This window comes from Kitasatospora sp. NPDC008050 (assembly GCF_042957465.1).
Taxonomy (GTDB): domain Bacteria; phylum Actinomycetota; class Actinomycetes; order Streptomycetales; family Streptomycetaceae; genus Kitasatospora.
Map to the genome: position 1 here is coordinate 146772 of NZ_JBIBIJ010000009.1, position 22362 is coordinate 169133.

At 70.2% G+C, this 22362-nt stretch carries 17 protein-coding genes and 1 pseudogene; 14 read left to right on the top strand and 4 right to left on the bottom strand.

Annotation, left to right across the window (positions count from 1 at the left end):
• Positions 1–32 precede the first annotated feature (32 nt).
• The 3 genes from ACFZB9_RS19680 (at position 33) to ACFZB9_RS19690 (ending at position 5696) form a co-directional block, all read left to right on the top strand.
• The gene (locus ACFZB9_RS19680; RefSeq protein WP_391448759.1) at positions 33–1397 is read left to right on the top strand and encodes an MFS transporter; all 1365 of its coding nucleotides are present in this window, start codon (positions 33–35) and stop codon (positions 1395–1397) included.
• 125 nt (positions 1398–1522) lie between these two features.
• Positions 1523–2611 carry a polyprenyl synthetase family protein gene (locus ACFZB9_RS19685; RefSeq protein ID WP_391448760.1) on the top strand — a complete coding sequence of 363 codons (1089 nt, stop codon included), beginning with the start codon at positions 1523–1525 and terminating at the stop codon, positions 2609–2611.
• 184 nt (positions 2612–2795) lie between these two features.
• On the top strand, positions 2796–5696 hold the full coding sequence (locus ACFZB9_RS19690) for a LuxR C-terminal-related transcriptional regulator (RefSeq protein ID WP_391448761.1): 2901 nt from the start codon (positions 2796–2798) through the stop codon (positions 5694–5696).
• Between the two features lie 101 nt (positions 5697–5797).
• Here the strand turns inward: ACFZB9_RS19690 and ACFZB9_RS19695 are convergent, their stop codons facing one another.
• The gene (locus ACFZB9_RS19695) at positions 5798–6571 is read right to left on the bottom strand and encodes a DUF1266 domain-containing protein (RefSeq protein WP_391448762.1); all 774 of its coding nucleotides are present in this window, start codon (positions 6569–6571) and stop codon (positions 5798–5800) included.
• Between the two features lie 199 nt (positions 6572–6770).
• Positions 6771–8408 carry a serine/threonine-protein kinase gene (locus tag ACFZB9_RS19700; protein ID WP_391448764.1) on the bottom strand — a complete coding sequence of 546 codons (1638 nt, stop codon included), beginning with the start codon at positions 8406–8408 and terminating at the stop codon, positions 6771–6773.
• A 128-nt stretch (positions 8409–8536) separates the two neighbouring features.
• Between ACFZB9_RS19700 and ACFZB9_RS19705 the strand changes: the two genes are divergently transcribed.
• A complete protein-coding gene (locus ACFZB9_RS19705) occupies positions 8537–9037 on the top strand; it encodes a DUF2397 family protein (RefSeq protein ID WP_391448766.1) in 501 nt (166 codons plus the stop codon).
• A gap of 118 nt (positions 9038–9155) precedes the next feature.
• Here ACFZB9_RS19705 and ACFZB9_RS19710 read toward each other — a convergent pair whose 3' ends face one another.
• Both ACFZB9_RS19710 and ACFZB9_RS19715 read right to left on the bottom strand, forming a co-directional pair.
• The gene (locus ACFZB9_RS19710; protein ID WP_391448767.1) at positions 9156–10655 is read right to left on the bottom strand and encodes an NADH-ubiquinone oxidoreductase-F iron-sulfur binding region domain-containing protein; all 1500 of its coding nucleotides are present in this window, start codon (positions 10653–10655) and stop codon (positions 9156–9158) included.
• Positions 10652–11488, bottom strand: coding sequence for a hypothetical protein (locus tag ACFZB9_RS19715; RefSeq protein WP_391448768.1), 837 nt, complete (start codon positions 11486–11488; stop codon positions 10652–10654). The genes ACFZB9_RS19710 and ACFZB9_RS19715 overlap by 4 nt, the downstream gene beginning before the upstream one ends.
• A 1330-nt stretch (positions 11489–12818) precedes the next feature.
• On the opposite strand from ACFZB9_RS19715, the gene ACFZB9_RS19720 reads away from it, so the two are divergent.
• The 10 genes and pseudogenes from ACFZB9_RS19720 to ACFZB9_RS19765 all read left to right on the top strand — a co-directional run bounded on the left by ACFZB9_RS19720 (position 12819) and on the right by ACFZB9_RS19765 (position 22348).
• A complete protein-coding gene (locus ACFZB9_RS19720) occupies positions 12819–13124 on the top strand; it encodes a CU044_2847 family protein (protein WP_391448769.1) in 306 nt (101 codons plus the stop codon).
• A gap of 78 nt (positions 13125–13202) precedes the next feature.
• Positions 13203–17192 (top strand): ATP-binding protein, encoded by a 3990-nt coding sequence (locus ACFZB9_RS19725; RefSeq protein ID WP_391449027.1) that lies wholly within the window; start codon positions 13203–13205, stop codon positions 17190–17192.
• 348 nt (positions 17193–17540) lie between these two features.
• On the top strand, positions 17541–18749 hold the full coding sequence (locus ACFZB9_RS19730; RefSeq protein ID WP_391448771.1) for a deoxynucleoside kinase: 1209 nt from the start codon (positions 17541–17543) through the stop codon (positions 18747–18749).
• Complete coding sequence (locus tag ACFZB9_RS19735; protein ID WP_391448773.1) at positions 18749–19261, top strand: radical SAM protein; 513 nt, start codon at positions 18749–18751, stop codon at positions 19259–19261. Before ACFZB9_RS19730 ends, ACFZB9_RS19735 begins: the two co-directional genes overlap by 1 nt.
• A complete protein-coding gene (locus ACFZB9_RS19740) occupies positions 19255–19761 on the top strand; it encodes a hypothetical protein (RefSeq protein ID WP_391448774.1) in 507 nt (168 codons plus the stop codon). Before ACFZB9_RS19735 ends, ACFZB9_RS19740 begins: the two co-directional genes overlap by 7 nt.
• A 12-nt stretch (positions 19762–19773) precedes the next feature.
• Positions 19774–20055 (top strand): annotated as a pseudogene (locus ACFZB9_RS19745) (5'/3'-nucleotidase SurE); the annotation flags it as partial.
• A 25-nt stretch (positions 20056–20080) separates the two neighbouring features.
• Positions 20081–20596, top strand: coding sequence for a 5'/3'-nucleotidase SurE (locus ACFZB9_RS19750; protein ID WP_391449029.1), 516 nt, complete (start codon positions 20081–20083; stop codon positions 20594–20596).
• 156 nt (positions 20597–20752) lie between these two features.
• Positions 20753–21583 carry a glycosyltransferase gene (locus ACFZB9_RS19755; protein WP_391448776.1) on the top strand — a complete coding sequence of 277 codons (831 nt, stop codon included), beginning with the start codon at positions 20753–20755 and terminating at the stop codon, positions 21581–21583.
• A 33-nt stretch (positions 21584–21616) separates the two neighbouring features.
• The gene (locus ACFZB9_RS19760) at positions 21617–21802 is read left to right on the top strand and encodes a hypothetical protein (protein ID WP_391448778.1); all 186 of its coding nucleotides are present in this window, start codon (positions 21617–21619) and stop codon (positions 21800–21802) included.
• A 396-nt stretch (positions 21803–22198) separates the two neighbouring features.
• A complete protein-coding gene (locus tag ACFZB9_RS19765; protein ID WP_391448780.1) occupies positions 22199–22348 on the top strand; it encodes a hypothetical protein in 150 nt (49 codons plus the stop codon).
• Positions 22349–22362: the final 14 nt, after the last annotated feature.

The following is a 22362-nucleotide window of genomic DNA, read 5'->3' on the forward strand; positions in this document are numbered from 1 at the left end:
CCGCCCGCGTGCACACCTGAGAAGAGGAGACGATGGCACCCCGAGCCTGGCCGGCCGCCCCGCCGGCTGCCCTGCCCCCCGCCCGTACCACCGCACCGCCGACAGCTCTGACAGCCCCGACAGTCCCGACACCACCGACCCCGCGACTCGCGCTCTGCACGGCCGTCGTCGCCCTCGGCGGACTGCTCTTCGGCTTCGACACCGGAGTCATCTCCGGCGCCCTGCTCTTCCTGCGGGAGCAACTCGGCCTGAGCTCCTTCCAGCAGGGCACGGTCATCTCCGTCCTGCTGCTCGGTGCCGCCGCCGGCGCGCTCGGCAGCGCCCGGCCCGCCGACCGGTTCGGCCGCAAGAAGGTGCTCGTCACCGTCGCGGCCACCTTCACCCTCGGCCTGCTGCTGGCGACGCTGGCCACCGGCTTCTGGACCCTGCTCGCCGCCCGCGCCGTCCTCGGCCTCGCCGTGGGCAGCGCCTCGACCGTGGCGCCGCTCTACCTGACCGAGGTCGCCCCGCCACGGCTGCGCGGACGGCTGGTGACGGTCAATCAGATCCTTCTGACGGTAGGGATCCTGATCTCCTACCTGGTCGACTTCGCCTTCGCCGGGGCCGCCAACTGGCGTGCGATGTTCGCGGTGGGCCTCATCCCGTCGGCGGCCATGCTCCTGGGCACCTTCGCCATCCCGGAGACCCCGGCCTGGCTCGCCCAGCACTCCCGCCCCGGAACCGCCGCCCCTGCCAACGCCGGCTCCAGGTCCACGCCGGGTGCGCTGAGCGCGCTCGGCGCACCCGGTACCCGCGCCGCCCTGCTCATCGGGGTCACCCTCGCCGCGGTCCAGCAGTTCGGCGGCATCAACTCGATCATCTATTACGCGCCCAGCATCATGGCCCGGGCGGGCATGGGCGCGGCCAACTCGATCGGCTGCTCGGTGGCGATCGGCACGGTCAACGTCCTGATGACCATCGCCGCCGTCCCGCTGATCGACCGGGCCGGCCGGCGCCCGCTGCTCCTGTGGTCGCTCTCCGGCATGGCCCTCTCCCTCATCGCCCTGGGCATCGCCCTGGGGCCCGCCCCGGGTCGCGGCGGTGACCTGGTCGCACTGATCGCGATGGCCGCCTACGTCGGCTCCTTCGCCATCGGCCTCGGACCGGTCTTCTGGGTCCTGGCCGCCGAACTGTTCCCCCCGGAGTCCCGCGCCCGCGGCGCGAGCGCCTGCGCCCTGGTCAACTGGGCCGCCAACTTCGTGGTGGGCCAGACCTTCCTGCCGGCCGCCGACCTGGTCGGCGAGCGCTGGGTCTTCTGGTTCTTCGCGGCCGTCTCCACCGCCGCCATCGTCTTCGTCCTCCGCCGCGTCCCGGAAACCAAGAACCGCCCCCTCAGCGACATCCACCGCAGCCTGTAGCCCCACCTGCTGCCCACCCCCTGACCCGCGAGACCGTTCCCCGAGGTGGCCGGGCGCCGGCGGATTTCGCTGCGCCGCCGATTTCTGCGAGCGTGTCACCAGCCCCTCGAACAGGAGATCGCCCAGTGGCCACCGCACCCGTCCCCACCGAGCAGCTCCGGGCCCGTATCGCCGGATACGGGCACCGGTTCGGCACCCTCTTCGAGGAGTACTTCCAGCGCTTGGGCGCCACCCTCGACGTGCCGTCGTTCAGCCGATTCACGCCCGAGTGCGTGCAGTTGCTGCGGGACCTGTCCCTGCGCGGGGGCAAGCGGGCGCGGGTGGTGCTCCTGTTCGAAGCGGCCCGGCTGGTGACCGCCGAGCCCGTCGAGGGGCTCGATGAGGCGGCGCTGAGTATCGAACTGCTGCAGACCCACGGGCTGATCCACGACGACATCATCGACGACAGCCCCACCCGGCGGGGCGGCCCCTCGACCTACTACGCCTACCGCGAGAGGTTCCCCGACCGGCCACAGGCCGCCCTGGGGCTCGCCGTGCTGGCGGGCGACCTGGCGCTCGCCCTGTCCCTGCAGGTGCTCCTCGACTCCAAGGCCCCGCTCGCGGTGCGCCAGGCCATGGTCGAGGCGCAGACGCGGGCGGTGTCGGCCACGCTGGTGGGCCAGATCACCGACATGGAGCGGGACTTCACCACGATCCCGGACGAGGACGTGCTGCACGCCGTGGCCGACTACAAGACCGCGCGCTACTCGGTCCTGGCCCCGATCCAGCTGGGGCTGCTCGCCGCCGGCGAGCAGCCGGACCGGTTCGAGCCGGAACTGCGCCACTACGCCCGGCTGGTGGGGATCGCCGGCCAGATGCGCGACGACTACCTGGACCTCTTCGGCGACGCGGCGACCATGGGCAAGCCCACCGGCACCGACATTCGTGACGGGCGCCGCAACTACACCGTCGCCGCCATCCTGAGGGCGGCCACCGACGCCGAGCGGGCCACGGTGGAATCCGCCCTCGGGAGCGAGACCTGCTCCGCGGAGACCATCGCCGCCATCCGTGACATCGCGCACCGCCACGAGGTCCCCGAAACCATGCGCGCGGACATGCGCCGCTATGCGGAACTGGCCTCTGCCGAAGCCGCCACGTGGCGTCCGCGCTGGCGGGACGAGGCGGTCGCCTTCTTCGAGTACCTGCCGCTGTGGAGTGTCGACCGAGTCGGGTGACCAGTGACAACCGCCCACTGAAGTGTGCGGTCCGGGGCGGGAGCGTTTCGCGCTGCCGCACGCCAAGATCATGCTTCACCAGCCGGGGCAGCAGACCTGCCCCGGCCTGTCCGGCGTCCGCCCCCGGGGGGCCGGGGACGGCTGTCGAACGGGGACGTCGGCGGGGGCGACTACTGTGCCGTTCATGTCTGACGATCTGTGGAGTCATGGCTCACGGCCTGAGGTCTCACCGGCGTGGGCGGGTCGGACGGACGACCTCCTCGCCGGCCGCACCGGGGCGAATGCCTGCGCACTTCCCGCGCTCCGCGAGGTGGCACCGCTGCCCCGTCCGGTGGCCGCCGGTGTTCCTCGGCTGGTCGGCCGGGAGGCCGAGGCCGAGGACGTGCTGGCGGCGCTGGGTGAGCTCACCTCGGGCCGAGGGCGTGCGATCGCGCTGGTCGGGGAGCCGGGCATCGGCAAGAGCGCGCTGATGTTGACGGCGACCGCGTACGCCCGGGCCGCCGGAGTCCGGGTGCTCATGGCACACGGCGAGCACATGACACACGGCGAGCACGCGCCCACGTCCCGCGATGCCCGCCCGCCCCGTGACGCCCCCACACCCCTTGGCGCCCGCCCGTCGGCGGACGGCTGCTGCGACCTGCACGAGCAGGTGGCGCACGGTACGGCCACCCTGGTGGCCATGGACGACCTGCATCAGCTGGCGGCCGATCAGATTCCGGGCGTGGAGCGGTTGCTCCACACGGTCGCCACCGGTCCGGTGCTCTGCCTGCTGGCCTACCGGCAGCGCCAGCTCTCGCCCGCGCTGGCCGCCGTGCTCTCCCGCGCCGCGTCCACGGGCCGGCTCGAGGTGTGGCACCTGGGACCGCTCTCCCGCGAACAGGCCCTCGCGCTGCTCGGTGACCACCCCGACGCCGAGGAGGTCCACCGCGCGTGCCTGGGCAATCCGCAGTACCTCAAGGTCCTGGCCACCAAGGGCGAGGCGAGCGCTGACGCCGCTCTGGCAGTCCTCGGTGAGTTGGCCGATCTGGACCGCACCGCGCTCGCCGTGGTGCAGACCGCGGCGGTGCTCGGTGAGCCGTGCCACCCGGAGCTGCTCGCCGCGGTCGCCGGCCTGGAGACGGCCGCGACCATGCGGGCCTTGGACGCCCTCTCCCGCCTCGACCTGGTCAGGCCGGCCGACCCCGCGCCCCAGCTGATGCTGCGCCACCGCGCGGTCGGCGAGGTGGTCTACCAGCGACTCGAACCCAGCCGCCGGCTCGCCCTGCACCGCAGCGCCGAACTCGCGCTGGCCGAGCGGGCGGCGCCGATCGCCCGGCGCGCCCACCACGTGGTACGGGCCGCCGACCCGAGCCGGCCGGAGCACGTGACGACCTTGATCGCCGCCGCCCGCGACTCGCTGCACAGCTCGCCCGCCGCCGCGGCCGAGTACCTGCAGGCCGCGTTGTCCCTGCTCCGCGAGGGTGAGCCGCACTGGCACGAGGCGCGCGTCCTGCTCGCCCAGACCCGGTTGCTGACCGGAGACGCACCGCAGAGCCGCGCGCTTCTCGACGCCCTGCGGACCGCCGGGCCCGGACAGCCCTCGCACCAGAGCAGTGCCCCGACCGCCCTGGCCGACGCCAGCCGGGTCGAACGACGGCTCGGCCGCTTCACCGAAGCCGGAGCCATCGCCCGCGCCGGGCTCACGGCCCTGGCCGACCAGGACTCCGCGACGGCCGCCGCCCTGCACGCCGAACTCGCCGACTACACCTACGACCTCCAGGACTTCGCAACCTCCCTCCAGCACGCCGAGACGGGCGCGGCGATCGCGCGCCGCCACCATGACCGAGTCGGTGAGGCCAACGCCCTGGCCCAGGCCTCGCTGGCCTACCTGTTCACCGCCGATCTGGCCACCGCCTTGACGACGGTGGCCAGATCGGCCGAACTCATCGACGCCACCTCGGACGCCACCCTGCTGGCCAACCTGGAGGCCGCCTACCAACTGGGTATGGCCGAGGGGATGCTGGGGCAGCTGACCGACTCCGAGCGCCATCTCGCCCGCGGCGCGGCGCTGTCCCGGCGAACCGGGCAGACGTATGTCCGGCCCATGACCCTGATGAGCCTGGCCAACACCCAGCTGCGGGCCGGGAACCTGCGCCGCGCACTGGCGACCCTCGACGAGGCCGCCCCGCTCGTCGAACGCGCCGGCAACCCCGCGACCCGGGCCGGCCTGGCGGTGTTCCGCTCCGAGGCGCTGCTCTGGCTGGGCGGCGCGGAGAACCTGGAGGAGGTCCTCGCGCTGGCCGACCGGGCCCAGGCGATCGCCGACGGAGAGACGCCCGGGTGGGCCGTCGGCGTCCGCTGCCTGGCTGCGGACCTCGTCCTGCTCACCGGCGACCCGACCCGCGCCGGCTGGCTGCTCCTGGACGCGGCGGGTGGCACCGAGCTGCCCCGGCTCACCACCTGGCGCCGACCGCGCTTCTGCGACACCTTGGCACAGACGGCCCTGGCCGAGGGCGATCGGGCCTCGGTCGAGCACTGGGCGCGGCTTGCGGAGCGTGCTGTCGAACAGCTCCCCTCCGCGAGTCGACTCGGCTTCGCCCTGCGCGCGCGGATGCGGGCCTACGCCATCCGGGGGGAGACCGAGCGGGCCCTGCTCGGCGCGCAGCAGGCGATCGCGCACTTCGCCGCAGGCGGTGAGCGTATCGAGGTCGGCCGCACCCTGCTCACGGCAGCCGCACTCGCCCTGGACGCGGGACAGAGCGAGCAGGTGGCCGACCGCCTGGACCGGGCGGCGCTGCTGGCCCACCAGTGCGGTTCGGCCCGACTGGCCGAGCAGGTCGCCCACCAGCGCGGTCGGCTCGCCGCGCACACCGCGGGGACCGGGGCCCCGGCGCTCCCGGACGCGCTGGCCGCGCTCACCGCGCGGGAACGAGAGATCGCCGGCCTCGTCAGCACCGGCATGACCAGCGGCGAGATCGCCGAGGCCCTGGTGCTCAGCGTGCGTACGGTCGACAGTCACCTGGGCCGGATCTATCGCAAGGTCGGCGTGCCCAACCGGGCGAGCCTCACCCACGCCGTGCTCGGCGCGACCCCCGACAGCGCCTGACCCGGCCGGCCAACCGCCGTGCGGTGGAGCCGTGTCGGTCCAGCATCGGGACCGAGCCTGGTCCCGGACGAGGACGGGACGGACCAGCCCGCTGCGGGCGGCTACCAGGCGAGCCGGGCCCAGGGGCTGTCCTCACGGGTGAGCAGGCGCTCGGAATTGAGCTGGAACATCGAGACGTCCCGCGCGATCTTCTCCGCGTCCGCTCCCCCCATGCCCATCTGCCAGAACGCGCGCCCGAAGATGAAGCCACTGTTGAACTCGGTCCAGGACGAGTGCTCGGCGCGCGCGAGCTGCACGGCCTGCGCGATCGCTGCCCAGGCCTCGTCCGGCTGGAGGAATCCGGCGTCCAGGAAGAGCCGGCTGACGTGAACGACGCGGGCCGCGTCCCAGCCGGCGATCGACTTCGGGAGCTGCTCGGGAAGGTTGCGCCGCACCTCGTAGATGGTCCTGGCGTAGCCGCCGAAGTAGCGCAGCACGTCCTCGGGTGCGAGCTCGTACTGCAGCGCCACCTCGGGCAACTCCTGTGCCCCGCGCCGCTGGACGGCGACGTACTCGCTGCGCTTCTTCGCGTTCCCGAGCTCTTCGAAGTACGGACGCACCAGCTGGTAGTAGCCCCGGTGCCCGGAGCCGATCAGGTAACGGTAGGTCTCCCGGGCGGACTCGGCGTCCACCACGCCCCACGGGCCCCGCAGCACCTTGGCGGCGGTCTTGGCGTCGGCCTCCATCGTCAGGGCGTTGATCGGCAGATCGCCCTCCAGCGCGTACACCGCACCGAGCGCGAGACCGCGTTCCTGTTCGGTGGTCAGCGCCGGTGCGTCGGCCAGGGTGTTGTAGCTGAACGTGAAAAGGCCCTTGATCGAGCCGAAAATACCCATGCGTTGCGTTTCTCCGCGTTCACTCTGTCAGGGGTCGGCGATGGCCGGGAACGTCAGCTGATGGCACGCCGGTCCCGGCGGAGCGCTGAGTGGATCTCGCCTCGACGCCGTACGACCATGCTCCCGAAGATCGCGCACGGGGACATCGGTAGAACTACCTAACCTGCTCCGGGCCTGCTGCGAACCCGGCCGCACCCGGTCACTGGCGCGGATTGGTCCGCTGCACCTCGCCCTTGAGGTCCGCCGACAGGTAGGCAGAGCCGTACGCGTCCTTGACGTAGACCATGATGGCCTGCCCCGAGGTGTACACGCTGTTCTGCACGATGACGTACTCGTCGGTCGGGTGGGCGATGCCGAGGGTGGTGTAGGCCTGTTGCAGGAGCCCGGGAAGCTTGTCCCAGGCGACGGCGTCGAGGTCCAGCACGTCGCCCTGGTCGGACATGGTGCCGCCACCGTTCGGATCGCGGGTGGTCTTGCCGCCCCGGTAGGTGAACTTGTCGTAGAGCCCCGGGTTCCCCGGGACGGGCGCACGGGCGTACGCGTTGTCCGCGGAGAGCCAGAACTCCACGACCCGAGTGCCTCCCAGCTGTGGGCTCATCGCCTGGATCACCGAGCGCGCGCCCTGCGGGGTGATCAGCCCCGGGTGCTCGGGAGAGGCGGTGACCGGTTTGTCGTTCGACGGATTTCCCTGCCCGTAGCCGTAGTTCACCGTCCACAGCACGGCGGCGGCCAGCACTGCGGCGGCGGACCAGCTGGACCGGACCGCCTTGCGCTTGGAGTGGCTCCAGGCCGGGCGGGCCTTGACCGTCCCAGGGCGTACGTCGTCGAGCCGCGTCGCAGACGGGGGGACCGGGCGGGTGTTGTTCAACCGCACGGTGTCTATCGAGGCGCGCACGGTCTCGGCTGTCGGCTGCGCCGGTCCGGCCGCTCCCTCGGCCGCTCCCTCGGCCGCTCCTTCGGCCGTTGGCCGGGTCGCTGGTCGGGCCGTTGGTCGGGCCGCCGTTTCGGCTGCGGCGAGCAGCCGGTCGAGTTGCTCGGCGTCCGGGCGGGCCGCGGCATCCCGGACCAGGAGGGCACGGAGCACGGGGCCCAGCGGTCCGGACCGCACGGGCGCCGGGATCGGCTCGTCGAGCACGGCGGCGAGCGTGGCGAGGCTGGTGGCGCGCCGTAGCGGGTGGTGTCCCTCGACCGCGACGTAGAGCATCATCCCCAACGACCAGAGATCGGAGGCCGGGTTGCCCTCCTCACCGCGGATCCGCTCGGGAGCGATGTAGTCGGGTGAGCCGATCAACGTCCCGGTCGTGGTCAGACTGGTCGACTCCGGGAGCGTGGCGATGCCGAAGTCGGTGAGCACCGGTGTGCCGTCGGGCCGCAGCAGGACGTTGCCGGGCTTCACGTCGCGGTGCTGGATACCGGCCGCGTGTGCCGCGCTCAGCGCGGACAGCACGCCCCGGCCGAGCCGGGCCGCTCGGGCCGGCGACAACGGGCCACGGGCCAGGCGGTCGTCCAGCGAGCCACCGGTCACCAGCTCCATGACCAGCCACGGATGCGGGAACTCGGGCAGATCGACGATGTGATAGATCGTCACCACGTGTGGATTGTTGAGCCGTGCCAGCGACCGGGCCTCGCGCAGCACCCGCTCACGCACCACGCGCGCGGCCTTCGGGTCGCCGCCGAGCAACGCCGGATCGGGCGGCCGTACCTCCTTCATGGCGACTTCGCGGTGCAGCGCGGTGTCGCGGGCCTGCCAGACCAGCCCCATGCCTCCGCCGCCGAGCCGCCGAAGGAGCTCGAAGCGGCCATCGATGAGCTGGGTGTTCGGTCCCCCTGTGTTCATGGCGGTCATCGTAAGGGGACCCGAACCCCCTGCCGGAGCGGCGTGGGCTGCCCGCCGAGTCAGGTCGTACACAGGAGGACTTCCGAATCCGGGCCGGCAGCGGTGAACTCTCCGGGATACTCGGGCAGGTGACCGCCGCACCGCCGCCACAGCCCTTCGCCCACCTGAGCGCGCCGAAGGCCAAGCTGTACGGGCAGGTGCTGGGCGTGTTCGCGCAGGCCCGGGAGCGGTTCATCGTCCACCTGCGTCCGGAGGACGTGGCCGGTGAACTTCGCCAGGGCGCGGGCGTGGCCGCCGGCACGGTCTCGCTGGCCGCACGCACCCTGCTCGGCCGACTCGCCGCCCGGGGCACCCGTCTCGCCTACCACGGGGACTTCGACTGGGGCGGCGTCCGCATCGCCGCGGACGTGCTGAACCTGCCCGGCGCGGTCCCCTGGCGCTACGACCACTGCGCGTACCTCGCCACCGTCCGCGGTGGGCTCGGCACTCCGCTGACCACGGGCAGCCCGCCGCCGACCCCGTGGGACCCGCCCCTGCGCGACGCCATCGAGCGCCATGGCATCCGCGTCGAGGAGGAACTCCTGCTCGACGAACCGCTGTCGGACCTGCAGGGGGACCTGCGCCCGTAGGCCGCCGCGACGCAGGCGTCGGCCGGGCTTGGGCTGGGCCGGCCCAAGCCCGGCCCAAGCCCGGCCCAGCCCCAGCCCAGCCAGGAGAGCTACGTCTTCGTCGTGCTCCGACCGGCGCTCACCGGGATCGACCGTGCATCCGCTTGGGGCGGTGGGTGCGCAGGGCAAGTGCGGGGCACTGGTTCACGGCACGGCGGGCGTCGTGTTCCTGCCAGGGGGCGACGGGGATGCTGGTCGACAGGGGAAAGCCGTGCGGGCCGAGCCGGACGAGGCCGGGAGCCAGTACACCGCACAGTCCGTGCCCGGCGCAGCGGGACCAGTCCACTTCCAGGCGGGTGCCTTCGTGGTGGGGGAGCGGCAGCAGGCCGAGGACCGGCCGCCCGCACCCGGGGCCGGCGGCGTGGGCCTCGACGTCCCGGGCGAACACGTCGAGTGCGCTCAGCACGAAGCGGGCCGTGCCGTCGGGGTGCGAGCAGGCGCCGCTGCCTCGTGCGCCGCCGAGGGTGCGCCGCACGTCCTCCAGTGCCGCGGGTCCGCCGGCGCCCGTGGTCAGCGTGGTGAGGGCCTCGGCGGCGTCGGGCAGCCCGCGCTTGCAGGGTCCGCACTGCCCGGCCGACTCGCTCGCCAGCCAGGCCGCAACCCGGCTGATCTCGCCGAGCGGGCAGGTGGCGGCAGGGAGTGCGACGATCGCGCCGGCGCCGAGGGTGCCGCCGCGCTCGGCGAGACCCGTGCGCGAGAGCGGTGCGCCAACGGCGTCCACCGGGTTCAACCAGCCGCCGTGATAGCCGCCCACCAGCACGCCGTCGCCGGGCAGGAGCCCGCACGCGTCCAGTACTTCTCCCAGCCGCGTGCCGGAGGGGGCCTCGACAACCAGTGGCCCTGCCTCGGGGCGGTTGACCGTCAGCAGGACCGTGCCGGGCTCGGTGGTGGTGCCGACGGCGGCGTACCCCGCGGGGCCGAGCCGGGCGGCTACGGCGAGCTGCGCCCAGGTCTCGGCGTTGGACAGCAGTGTGGGGCGCCGCCGAACACCTGCGGTTCCGCCGTCGGCGGCGCGAGCCTTCACCGTGGGAGGCAGCACCGGAAGCCCGTTGACGCCGCGGATCAGTGCGCCGGACTCGCCGGCGACGAAGCGTTCGGGAAGGCACACGGTCCGGGCCGGACACGGCAGGTCGCGTTCGTCGAGGGCGGCGGGGATGGAGACCTCACCGGGGCTGCCGGCGGCGACGCCGATCACGATCTCCTCGGCCCCGAAGGCGGCCGCGGCGAGGCAGGCACCGTCCAGCACGAGATGCGGGGCGCGGGCGAGCAGCATCCTGTCCTTGGCGCTCGGGGGTTCGCCCTCCGCGCCGTTCACCACGATGACCGGCCGCGTCCCGGTCCGGTCGGCAACGGCCACCACGGCCCGGGCCTTTCGGGCGAACGGAAAGCCCGCGCCGCCGCGCCCGCGCAGGTCGACGCGCTCGGCCAGGTCCAGCAGGGTGTCCCGGGTGGCGTGGGGGAGAGGCGGGTGGACGCGGGTGTGCGCGGCGAGGTCGAGCCGCTGGAAGCGGTCCAGGCCGGCGATCAGCCGCGCCGGCCCCAGCCCGCGCACCTGCGGCGGTTCGAGCCGGGCGCTCACAGGCCACCGCCGGGCTGGGCCAGGCCCAGGGGCCTGGGTGCGGGTGGCGCGGAGTGCCGTGGCTGCTGGGGCAGTTGGCCCCTGGGCGTGGTGAAGGCCGCCGCCCCGGCCCGCGCGGCGGACGGGCCGCCCCACGCGGTCGGCCGAGCGCCCGGGGCGGGCGCCGCGGAGGTGGCGGTCAGCAGGGCTGGGCGTGGTGCGCCGGGCCGGTGCGCCTTCGAGTGGTGTCGGTGCCGGACGATGCTCCGGTGGCGTCCCAGCCAGGAGAGGGCTCGCACCATCAGGGCGAGGGCGACCAGCGCCGCACACAGGCCGTACCCCCACAGGACCCAGGCGTGCGCCGCGCGTCCGGCGGTCAGACCGTGGGCCAGCGCGATCGGCCAGCAGGCGTACGCGCCCGCGTGCATCACCCGCCAGAGCCAGGCGTGCCGACTGCCGGCGAACCGCCCGCGGAGCGCGCCCGTTGCCGCGACCAGGACGAGCAGGTCGGCCGCGACGGTTCCCAGACCGACCGCGAGGGCGCTCCCGCCGGTGAAGGGCAGCACCGCGTCCTGGGGGCCGGCATGGTGCTCGGCGACCTTGACCGTGATGTGGACTGCCAGGAATCCCAGGGCCGCGACGGCGGTTGCCCGGTGCACCGACTGGACGGCCACCCGCAACCGGGGCGTCAGGACCAGGCGGTCGGTGGCAGCCAGCCCGCATACGACCGCCGCGGTCAGCGAGAGAAGGGTGAAGACCCCGGCGAAGTAGTCCAGGAAGGCCATGACACGGCCGGTCACGCCGACTGGCGCCGCGCCGAGCGCGACGCCTGCCAAAAGGGCTGATCCGGACATCTGGACACCTTCTTCCGTGGGTTCGGGTCAGCCGGCGCGGCACGGGCCGGCAGCGGTAGTCGGATCGGCGGACCCACCTCGAAGCCACATGGGGGAGTGCGCCACCCGGCTGTGGGGCGGGCGGCGCAGTTTGACCCGCCCATTCTTAGCGGCCCTCGAAGGGCCGACAAAGGTCCCCGACTACGACACCGGGCAGTAGGAGGCCCCGCCGCAGGTGCTCCATCCGAAGTCCGAGCCGGGTGGCCGTGTCTACGGCAGAACGTAGTGGATACCCGGAGTGACGTAACCGGGCTCACGTTCCGAGCCCCACACGGCCACGGAGGGTCACTGAACGACTCACCCGGTCCGGTACTCGCCGCGCCTGCCAGGACCGACGAGTTCGAAGGCGATCTGGACACAGCCGGCTTTCCTGAGCCGGAACGACGGTTCTGCCGCTGGCGGAGCGCAAGAACGTGGTGCCGTGCCGGAGGGCCGGTCCGGCACCGCGATGCGGACGATCGCGTTGGTGGACACAGGGACGGGGCGCAGCAGGCCCGACCAGCTTCACCAACGCGCACAGGGTCCCACCGGTCCATGAACCAGCTGCACCACAACGCGACTCTGTGAGCCGGCGTTTTCCCGGGCCTTGGTAAAACGGCAGATGACCTGATCGGCAAGCCGATCAGGTCATCTGTCAAATGTGTCCGAGGCCGGACACAGACCGTGAGCCGACGGCGATCCGGGGTGTTGGGGGAGCTGGATCTGGCTGCTTCCCGATGATCGCAGGACTGCCGACAGCGATCGAAGTCCGGGTGACCTCAGTAGCAGCATGCCGGTGGCGGTAGGGAGGCGGCTCCGGTTCGCTCCTTCGAGCGATGGCAAATCCCACGCTGGTGAGTCAGGGCAGTCGAAGTGGTGGTCGGTAGCGTGGTCGGGACAGGGGCGGCATTCGAAGATGTAGATCCTGCCGGCGTCGCCGAGCATGAGTCTGACCGCAACCAGAGCCGACCGGACCACCCCCGCGCTCGCGGGGAATAGACGGCCATGGTGGCCATCGCGCCGACACCGTGCCTGGCCACGGCTGTTGGCAACCGGCAGTCAGGGCAGCTATGGCTCACGGAAGAGCGAAGGGAGCATCCGGACGGACCCCACCGACCACCTGCTACCCCTGGATACTCCGAGGGTGTGCCTACCTGTCGTTCGGTTGAACTGGCAGATTTTCAGGTCGTAACCCCGCTGCAGAACGTATCCTTGTGGTGCCAGTGCGCAGCCGATCGTAGTTGTCTACGGCGGCAGCCAGCGAGTTGGCCGGTAGAACTGACTTGGGGGGCCGATGGAACAACTACTCGCTATGGAGCTGGAGAGCGGCAGTTCATCGGTTGCCGTGTTCGAGGTTGATGGCTACTTGGCGGGTTCGGATCTCGAACTTGCTGCTGGCGCCGGAGGCACGGTTCTGCGGGCACGAGTCTCCTTGGAGGAGGCTCTTGAGCAGGTCAGGCCGACGCTTGCGAGGGTCATTGAGACGGTACGGTCACTGAGCCCTGATGAGGTCGAGCTTGAGTTCGGGCTGAAGATCGGCGGCGACACCAACGTGATCATCGCCAAGGGAACGGCTGAGGTGAACTTCGCTGTACGCCTGAAGTGGAAGCAGTCATAAGAGGTGTCGGTTGGTCGGGAAGGCTTCGTCGTCAGAGTCCGGAAGATCGGCACTGAGGAGTCCGTGGGCGTTGGCTTCGTGGTCGGCGCCAGCCAGATCGTGACCTGTGCCCACGTGATCAACGCCGCCCTCGGCCGCGAGAAGGCAGCGACGGATCGTCCAGCGGACAGTGTCCGTATCCAGATCGAGTTCCCGCTAGTCGGCGACTCGGACGGAGCGCCCCTGCGTAGTTGCAGGCTCCAAGCGTGGGATCCTCCTCCGCGTGTGGGATCGACAGGCCGTGACGTGGCCGGACTCGTGCTGGTAGGCAGTGACAATCTGCCGAACGGCGCCGGGCCAGCACGGCTTTTTGACCATGGCATGCTCCGAGACGTGAGGGCCAGTGCTTTCGGATACCCAGGAAACCCACCTGGGCGGGTGCATGGAGGATGGAGCCGCTGCGTTCTTCGCGGGGCAATCGGTGGCGGCTTGATTCAGCTCGACACGGAACTCGACGCAGCACTGCGGACTCAGCCGGGTTACAGCGGTTCACCGGTGGTCATCACTGATGAGCTGGGGGACGCGGTCATCGGCATGGTGTCCATCGCGAGCCGGGACGGGACGGCTGGCGACGCATATGCGGTGCCCTCAGTGCAACTGGGGGCTGCATGGCCTCAGGCCTTGGCCAACAGCACACCACCGCCGTGCCCGTACCGCGGGCTGCGTTCTTTCACCGCTACCGACGCAGAACAAGGACTCTTCGTTGGTCGGGAAGAGGAGGTTTCGCGCCTACGAGCCATGGTAAGGACGAAACCACTCGTAGTCGTCGTCGGACCGTCCGGGGTCGGCAAGTCGTCAGTTGTAGCTGCCGGCTTACGCCCAGCACTGGCGGAGGATGGATGGACGGTCGCTTCATTCCGTCCCGGCTTCGCGCCTTTTGATGCTGTCGCACGTGCACTGCTTGAGGTGGAACGGGGTGGTACCTCCTACTCCCTTGATGACATGCTGGCTCGTTCGGCTCAGCTTCGGCGTGACGGTTTCTGGCGTGTCGCATCGCAAATAGCACTACTGACCGGTAAGCGTATAGCGCTGTTGGGCGATCAGTTCGAGGAAGTCATTAGCAATCGAGCCGATGATGCCAGTCATATAGAGTTTCTAGAGCGGATACTACCGCCGCTGGATGGCCGCGAGGCTGCGGCTGACGTCCGGTTGATCTGCACACTGCGTGCGGATTTCCTTCCTGATCTACTGGCTCTTTCAGATATTGGTCCGCGCTTGCAGGACCGGCAGTTGAACATCTCTCCATTGGACGCTCGGGCCTTGGCTCGTGTAATTGTCGAACCTGCCAGGACCGCAGGGGTGACATATGTGCCAGGCCTGGCCGAGGTGATCGCTCGTGATGCTAGCCGTGGTCCTGGCGGTCTTCCCCTGCTTGAATTTGCGCTGACCGAACTGTGGCCACTTCAGCATGGCCGGCAAATCAGCTTTGATTCATTCCATCAGCTCGGAGGGGTTTCCGGGGCTCTCAACCAGCACGCTGAGATTGTCTTCTCATCTGTGCTGGAGAGCTTTGAAGCTTCAAGAATCCGAAGAGTGCTCCTGGCGATGACCCGAGCGCGCGGAGGCGCAAGCAGTGCTGTCCGTGTAGTCGCTCGACGCGAGCGTCTTGGCACCGATTGGGAGGTCGCAGAGGCGCTCGCTCATGCCGACCATCGGCTCGTGGTGATCGGCCCTGAGGGGCCAGGATCAGCCGAGATTGCCCATGAAGCACTCATTCGCGAGTGGGCGCGCCTTGCTGACTGGGTAGATGAGGACGCTGAATTCCAGCGCTGGCTCGCCGTCATGGAGGAGCGAGCCGCTGAAGCCGATTTCCTGTCCGAGGTGCGTGTCACCGAGGCCGAGAGGTGGCTGGCTGAGAGGGGCATTGATGTACCTGAGGAGATCATCGGACTCGTGGAACGCAGCCAGTCCGCCATCCTTGCCCACCGGGCCACTGAGGAACGGTTGGACCAGTCAGAACGTCGGACGAAGAAACTTGTCGAACAATCACGACAGCTGCGTGAAGAATCCTGGATCTCTGGAAATCTGGCTCGCATCTCAAATCTACTCCAGGGACGTCGAGAACTTGAGGCCACCGCCGCCCTCGTGATCGCCGAGGTCTCACAGGTAGTGTCTGCCGGCTACGGATCCTTCTATCTGCTCGAGGAGCTCACCCGCACTGTCCCAGAGATAATCGCTGCCGCCAGCGCACCTCAAGGGGATTCAGGCCTCTTCTTTCGTCTCGCGGCGCGCCACGGCCACCACCCGGGACGCAGGAAGGTGATGATTCGGGCAGGCGAGACAGCGGCTGGCAAGGCGGCGGAGACGAAGTCCGTGATCGTGCAGGACACTCCTCCGGGGTACTTGGAGTGGTCAACGGAGCTCATGCTGCTGTCAGCACAGCTTGTCGAGCTGCCGGTCGTTCACGAGGGGCGAGTGCTAGGTGTATTGGAGCTCGCATCGGCCAAGCCCTTCGGCGCCGCAGCGCTTAGCTTTCTCCAGCAGATTTCTGCCACGATCGCTGTGTCAGTCAACACTATCGCGGTGAATAGCAAGACAGAGGGTCTTCTAATGGAGTCGCAACGACTCACCGCTCTGATCTCAATGCGGTCAGCCGAGCTGGAAGCCCGGCAGACGGAACTTGAGTACACGAACAACGAACTGCAAGAGAAGGCCGAGCAGCTCGCCCGACAGAATGCCGACATTGAGATCAAGAATGCTGAGATCGAGGAAGCCAGGCGGACCTTGGAGGCCCGTGCGGAACAACTCACGCTAGCCTCGCACTATAAAAGCCAGTTCCTTGCAAATATGTCGCATGAACTGCGAACTCCGCTCCAGTCGCTACTGATCCTAGCCAAGCTTCTTACTGATAACACTGACGGCAATCTGTCTTCGAAGGAAATCGAATTCGCCGAGACCATATACGGCTCAGGTGCCGACCTGCTGCAGCTCATAGATGACATTCTCGATCTATCCCGAGTCGAGGCTGGGAAGATGGCTGTCCGCCCAGCAAGTACTCCCATTAAGAAGATAGTCGACTATGTTCGGGACACCTTCCAGCCATTTGCTACCGACATCGGCCTTGACTTCTCGATCCAGGTTTCAGAGAGCCTTCAGGATGCACTGCACTCAGATGAACAGCGCATCCGCCAAGTTTTGCGAAATCTGCTGCACAATGCGTTCAAATTCACCAGCACGGGCAGCGTAATACTTTCGATCCATTCCGGTAATGAAGACATACCGCTGCATGTCCAGAAGCAGTTGCGGGGTGCAGGTGAAGCGGCAATGCAGAGTGAACCGATTGTTGCGTTCTCGGTCTCGGATACTGGACCAGGAATTCCCGGCGACAAGTTCCAAGAAATATTCGAAGCCTTCACCCAGGTTGAAGTCGGCACTGGGAGGTTCTACGGCGGCGGCACAGGCCTCGGATTGTCCGTCAGTCGCGAGATTGCTCGGCTGCTCGGTGGCGAGATCCACGTTGAGAGCGAGCGGGGTCACGGTTCCACGTTTACCCTGTATCTACCGCTCCATCTGCCCCAAGGCTCGCTTCTTGGTGGCACCCCGGCCTTCAGGGAGCCTGCCGCGATTCTGCCTATGCCCGCACCTGAGCCGGCGGGCGTGAAATTCAACGATGAGCGAGTCATCCTTGTCGACGGAGACATCCGGGCTGTCTTCTCCCTCACTGGCTTCCTGGAAGATCTTGGGCTCTGCGTCCTGTATGCCGAGAGCATCGCCGAGGCAGCTATAGCGCTCGAACGAGGAGATATTGCGCTGGTCATCGCAGAGATGCAACTAGTTCAGAGGGAGGGATACTCGACCATCGAGGAAATAAGACACCTTCCTCACTTCTCGAATCTACCATTCATAACCTTCGAGGCCGAAGTGCAAGGCGAAAGGAAAATTGGTATGCATTCGGGGGCTGATGCTTACTTCACAAAGCCAATAGCAGAAAAGGAGCTCGCGAAAGTCATTCATCAACTCCTCCGGCCAAAAATAGACCCGAGTGTCTCGAAGGCCACCCCATGCGGCACTTGGGTAGCAGAGTCGTGATGCTGTGGGTGCCGGAAATGACGTCTGTGCAGGTCGGGCGCATGGCGTGGGTTTGTGTGCTGCGGCATGATGATCGCCTATCAGGTTTCGCCTGACGTACCTGATGATCTCGAACGCGTTCGCTGCGCTGCGTTTGCTGCCGCTGAGCGATCGTGACAAGGACGTTGAGATCTGGCTCTTCGTCATCAGATCACAGCGCTGCAGGGGCAACTCGGCTCGGCGAGGGTGCAGTTTGCCACTGAGATCGGTATACCGGCTGCTGACGAGGGGGTGCTTGACGGTCTGTCCCAGTCAGTCAAGCGCGCAGGGGTGTTGTTCGGACTCGGGGAACAGCGAGCGCGCCCGGGTGTGCTCCGCGGGGGAGTGCTGGGCGCACTCGGGGCGCGTCAACTCCGGCATCGGCACGGCGAGTTCCGCTACGGCCGTGCGGTCCCTGGCTTCGACGCGGTCCGGGACGGACGCAACGGCCAGGACTGCAACGGCCACGGTACCCATCTCGCCGGCACGGTCGGCGGTGCCACCTACGGTGTCGCCCGTCAGGCCACCCTGGTCGCCGTCCGGGTGCTCGACTGCAACGGCCACGGCAGCGACTCGCAGGCCATCGCCGGTTTCGACTGGGTCGCGTTGCACGCCAGGCAACCAGCCGTACTCAACGCCTCGTTCGGCGGTACAGCCTCTCTGGCCACCAACCGTGCCCGCAACCTGCGGGTGTTCGGCTGGTGGCTGCCCGTCCGCTCCGCCGCCGCCCACCAGGCCCCGCCCGGCTACCGCTGGGTCCTGCTGGCACAGCTCGGCGACGTCGCCCCGGACGACTCCGTCCGGCTCCGGGAGCTGGCCGCCGCCCTGGTCGCCCATGGCGACGACCGGCCACCGCCCGCCGTGATCGAGCGCACCGTGCACCGGCTGATCGGTACGGTGCCGCGGCTCGACCGCCCGCAGGCGCCGGCCGCGGTGGTGGTGCTCGGTCCGCCCGCGGTCGGCAAGAGCACGCTGCTGCGCCGGTTCGCCGCGCAGCAGAGGGGGATCGAGCACGTGCCGGACATCGTCCCGGTCACCCGGGGCCCGGGCCGGGAGAACCACCTCACCCGCTACCTGCGCGGCGACAGCTCGGCCGCGCTGCTCTGCCAGTTGGAGGCGCTGCTGCTGAGGGTCCTGCAGAACCTGCGCACCGGCCGGGCCGGCGTCCTCGACCAGGACGTGCACAGTTCGCTCGCCTACGCCAAGGCGCTCTACCTGAACGGCGACCTGACGGCCGACCAGTACGAGGCCTACTACCGCTACCACCACCTGCTGACCGCCGTGGTCCACCTCACCGCCCGCACCGAGGTGCCCATGCGCCGGATGCGCCGCCGCAACCGCACGCTGGAGCGCATCTTCACCAGCCGGTACGTCGCCCTGGTCGCGCAGTGCTTCGAGGACGTGGCGGAGGAACTCGCCACGCGCGTCCCGGTCCACCGCGTGGACGCCTCGGAGCTTGGCCCGCAGGACGTCCTCGACCGCTTCCACCACCTCCTGCCCGACACCGGCGCACCGTTTTCCTCCGAGGAGCCAGCCTGATGACCTTTTCCACCGACTGGCGCAACCCCGGGCAGGCTCCCACCGAGGGGCCGCTCGTCGACACCCTCGGCCGGGTCGCCGGCGACCTGCGGATCTCCGTGATTGACAAGTGCAACCTGCGCTGCACCTACTGCATGCCGGCCGAGGGCCTGCCCTGGCTGGGCCGGGACGAGATCCTGACGGTGCTGGAGATCGAGCGGCTCGCCCGGCTGTTCCACAGCCTCGGCGTGCGCGAGTTCAAGATCACCGGCGGTGAGCCGGGAGCTCCCGGAGATCGTCGGCCGGATCTGCGTGCTCGGCCCGGACCTCGACGTCCCGATGACCACCCACGGGCTGCTGCTCGACCGCCTGGCCGAACCGCTGTACGCCGCCGGGTCACCGGCTCCTACGACTCCCTGCTGCGCCACCGGTACCAGGAGATGACCAGGCGCGACGCGTTGGCGCGGATGCGGCGGGCCTGGCCGCCGCCCGGGCGGCCGGCTTCGACCCGATCAAGATCAACTGCGTGGTGATCCGGGGCAGCAACGACGACGAGGCGGTGGACTTCGCCCGGCTCACCCGCGAGCACGGCTACGACGTCCGCTTCATCGAGTACATGCCGCTGGACGCCGAGCAGTCCTGGGAGCGCGGCAAGGTGGTGCCGGCCGAGGAGACCCGGGCGGCCGTCGCCGCCGTCTTCCCGCTCACCCCGGTGGCCGCCGACGGCCTGCAGCTGGCCAGTGTGTTCCGCTTCACCGACGGCGTGCCCGGCTCGATCGGCTTCATCCCCTCCGTCACCCAGCCGTTCTGCGTGAGCTGCAACCGGATGCGGATCACCTCCGAAGGGCAGTTCCGGGTCTGCCTGTTCGCGCTGGAAGAGCGCGACCTGCGCGGGGCACTGCGCGCCGGGGCGGACGACGCGGAACTCGAACGCCTGGTGCGCGAGGCCCTGTGGCACAAGTGGCCCGGCCACAAGATCAACCACCCGGACTTCGTCCGGCCCGCCCGCAGCATGTCGATGATCGGCGGCTGACCGAACGGCTCCATGACCGCGAGGACGGAAGGGAACCCGGTGCGCGTACTGGTCACCAACGATGACGGGGCACAAGCGGAAGGCCTGCGCCGACTGGCCGCCTTCGCCCTCGCCCGCGGCATGGACGTGCTGGTCGCGGCGCCGGAGGGGGAGACGAGCGGCAGCGGCACCAGCCGATCGGTGCCCGCGGACGGCCTGGTGCGGCTGGGCACCCGCACGATGAGCGGCCTGGGCGGTGTCCCGGTCCACACCGTGGCCGGACCCCCTGCGCTGATCGTCACCCTGGCCTGCCAGGGCGTCTTCGGCAGGGCCCCCGGACCTGGTCCTGGCGAGCGTGAATCCGGGTGCCAACGTGGGCAGTTCGGTGCTGCACTCGGGCACGGTCGGTGCGGCGCTGACCGCCGCCCGGTTCGGCCGCCCGGGGATCGCGGTCTCGATCGACCTCGGCCCTCGGCAGCACTGGTCGACCGCCCTGTTGGCCCTCGCCCAGGTCCTGCCGGTCGCCCTGCCCACCGCCGGCCCAGGCGGGCCCGCGGTCGTCCTCAACGTCAACGCGCCCAACGTGCCGCCGGACCGGCTGCGCGGTGTGCGGGCCGTTGGCCTGGCGGACGACCCCGCCGTCCGGCTCACGGCTGCTCAGGTCGGGCCGGGGCTGGTCAAGGTGGCCTACTGGGAGACCGAGCCCTTGGGACGGCCGGGCGATATGACCGCGCTGGCCGCCGGGTACGCGACGGTGACCGCGCTGCGCGGAGTCCGGGAGGATCCGTCGGTGCCGCTGCCGCTGCCGCTGCCGCTGCCGGTGCCGGGGGCACTCGCACCGGAGGCGGGCGGATGAGTGAGCGGGTCGTCTCCTTCGCCTGAGGTCGCGGCCTCGGCCATGTCTCCCGGCTGGCCGCCGTCCACACCGAACTACGGGAACTCGGCTGGGAGTCACTCTTCCTGACGGATCGCGAGCAGCGGGCTCACGACGGACCACGGCTTCCCGCAGGTGGTGCTGCCCACCGACGCCGACAGCCTGGTCGGCGAGCCCCTGCACGGCACCGAGCCGCGCGTGGACCACCGGCTGGCGCAGGCCCTGGTGGTCCGGGCGCTGACCCCACGGGACACCGTGCTGCGCGACGTCACCGTGCAGCGGGAGCTGTACGAGCGGGTCGCCCGGCTCGGTTGCCGGCAGCTCCTGGTGCACCGCTTCCAGCGCAACCGGCCCGACCCCGCCGCCTGGGTGGCCCGGCACGCACCCGCGATCGAGCGCGTTTACCTGATGGGCGAACCCGGCCGGGACGAGACCGCCCACGGCGTGCGCCTGACCGGCATGCCGCACGTCGTCCGCAGGCTGCTCGGCACCCGTTCGCCCTGGCCGCCAGAGGCCGGGGTGCCGCGGATCGCCGTGGTCGCGGGCGGCGGCGGCCACGCGGACGCGCCCGCATTCCTCGACGTGGCGCTGCGCGCGGTACTGGCGTACGGGCTGCGCCACGACCCCCGGCCTGCGGACGTGCTGGTCCTCACCGGGCCGAACCTCCGCGGCGAAGTGACCGTCCCACCTGGTCTGCGCGGCCCGGTCCGGGTGGCGCCGTACGTCGGGCCGGAGCACGACGTGTACCGGCACGCGACGGCCGCGATCACCCACGGCGGCTACAACACCGTGCAGGAGCTGGCCCGCTCGGGCGTGCCAGCAGTGGTGGTGCCGGACCCGGGCGCGATCGCGCAGGCCCTGGACCTGGTCCTGCGGGTGGGCCGGCGCCCGGCGGCGCGGCCGTCGCCGGCGGACGACGGCGCCGCCTGGCTGGCCCGGCAGATCGCCGGACCGGTCGATGTCGGGTAGCCGCTCAGTGCTGCTGCCGCGACCGTGCCTCGGGTGGTCTGCCTGCCCGAGCACGGCGCTGACCGCCGCGAGGACTTCGGGCAGGCGGGGGTGCAGCAGCGGCTCGCCGCCGAGGATCTTCACGTGGTCGCGGGAGGAGGACCGTGCGCGGCCAGGTCGCGGGCGATCCGGGCCGGCGCGGCAAACTGGGGCGGCGAACCGGACCGGCAGCACGGGTGAGAGACGGCTGCACCCGCTGCACCGCAGCTTGCCGAGCACCGCGACGAGCAGTTCGCAACCCCTCGGAGCTGTGCAGGCGCCCGTCGACGATCCGGTGGTCGCCTGCCGCAAGGGCGGGGCGTCGGCCCTGGTGGCAGCTCCCTCGGGATAGGGGGTGCGCGGATCAAAGGGCGAGCGGTACACGGCGTAGGGCGCCATCCGGTCCAGTGCCCGGATCCCGCGGCGGGTGACGGCGCCGCGCAGCAGGCGGGGCAGCATGCCGTCGTGGCCGCGCCACCAGCCGCTGGCGGTGGCGTGCCGGCGCAGGCCGCGCAGGTAGGCGGCGCGCGCCGGAGCGACGCGGAGGGTGTGATCGCCAGGTTGCGCAGGGTCGCCACGTTGTCGGAGCGGTAACCGGTGCGGATCTTCGAGGCGTCCTCGGCGAAGGCGGTGTCACGAACGAAGTGGAGCCGGTTCTCGATGGACCCGGACGGCCCGGCCATCCACGGCGAGATCACCGCCACCCGCATGTTCAAGCGCCCCCAGGAGGCTATCACCCCCTCCTGACCTGCCCGGTTGCG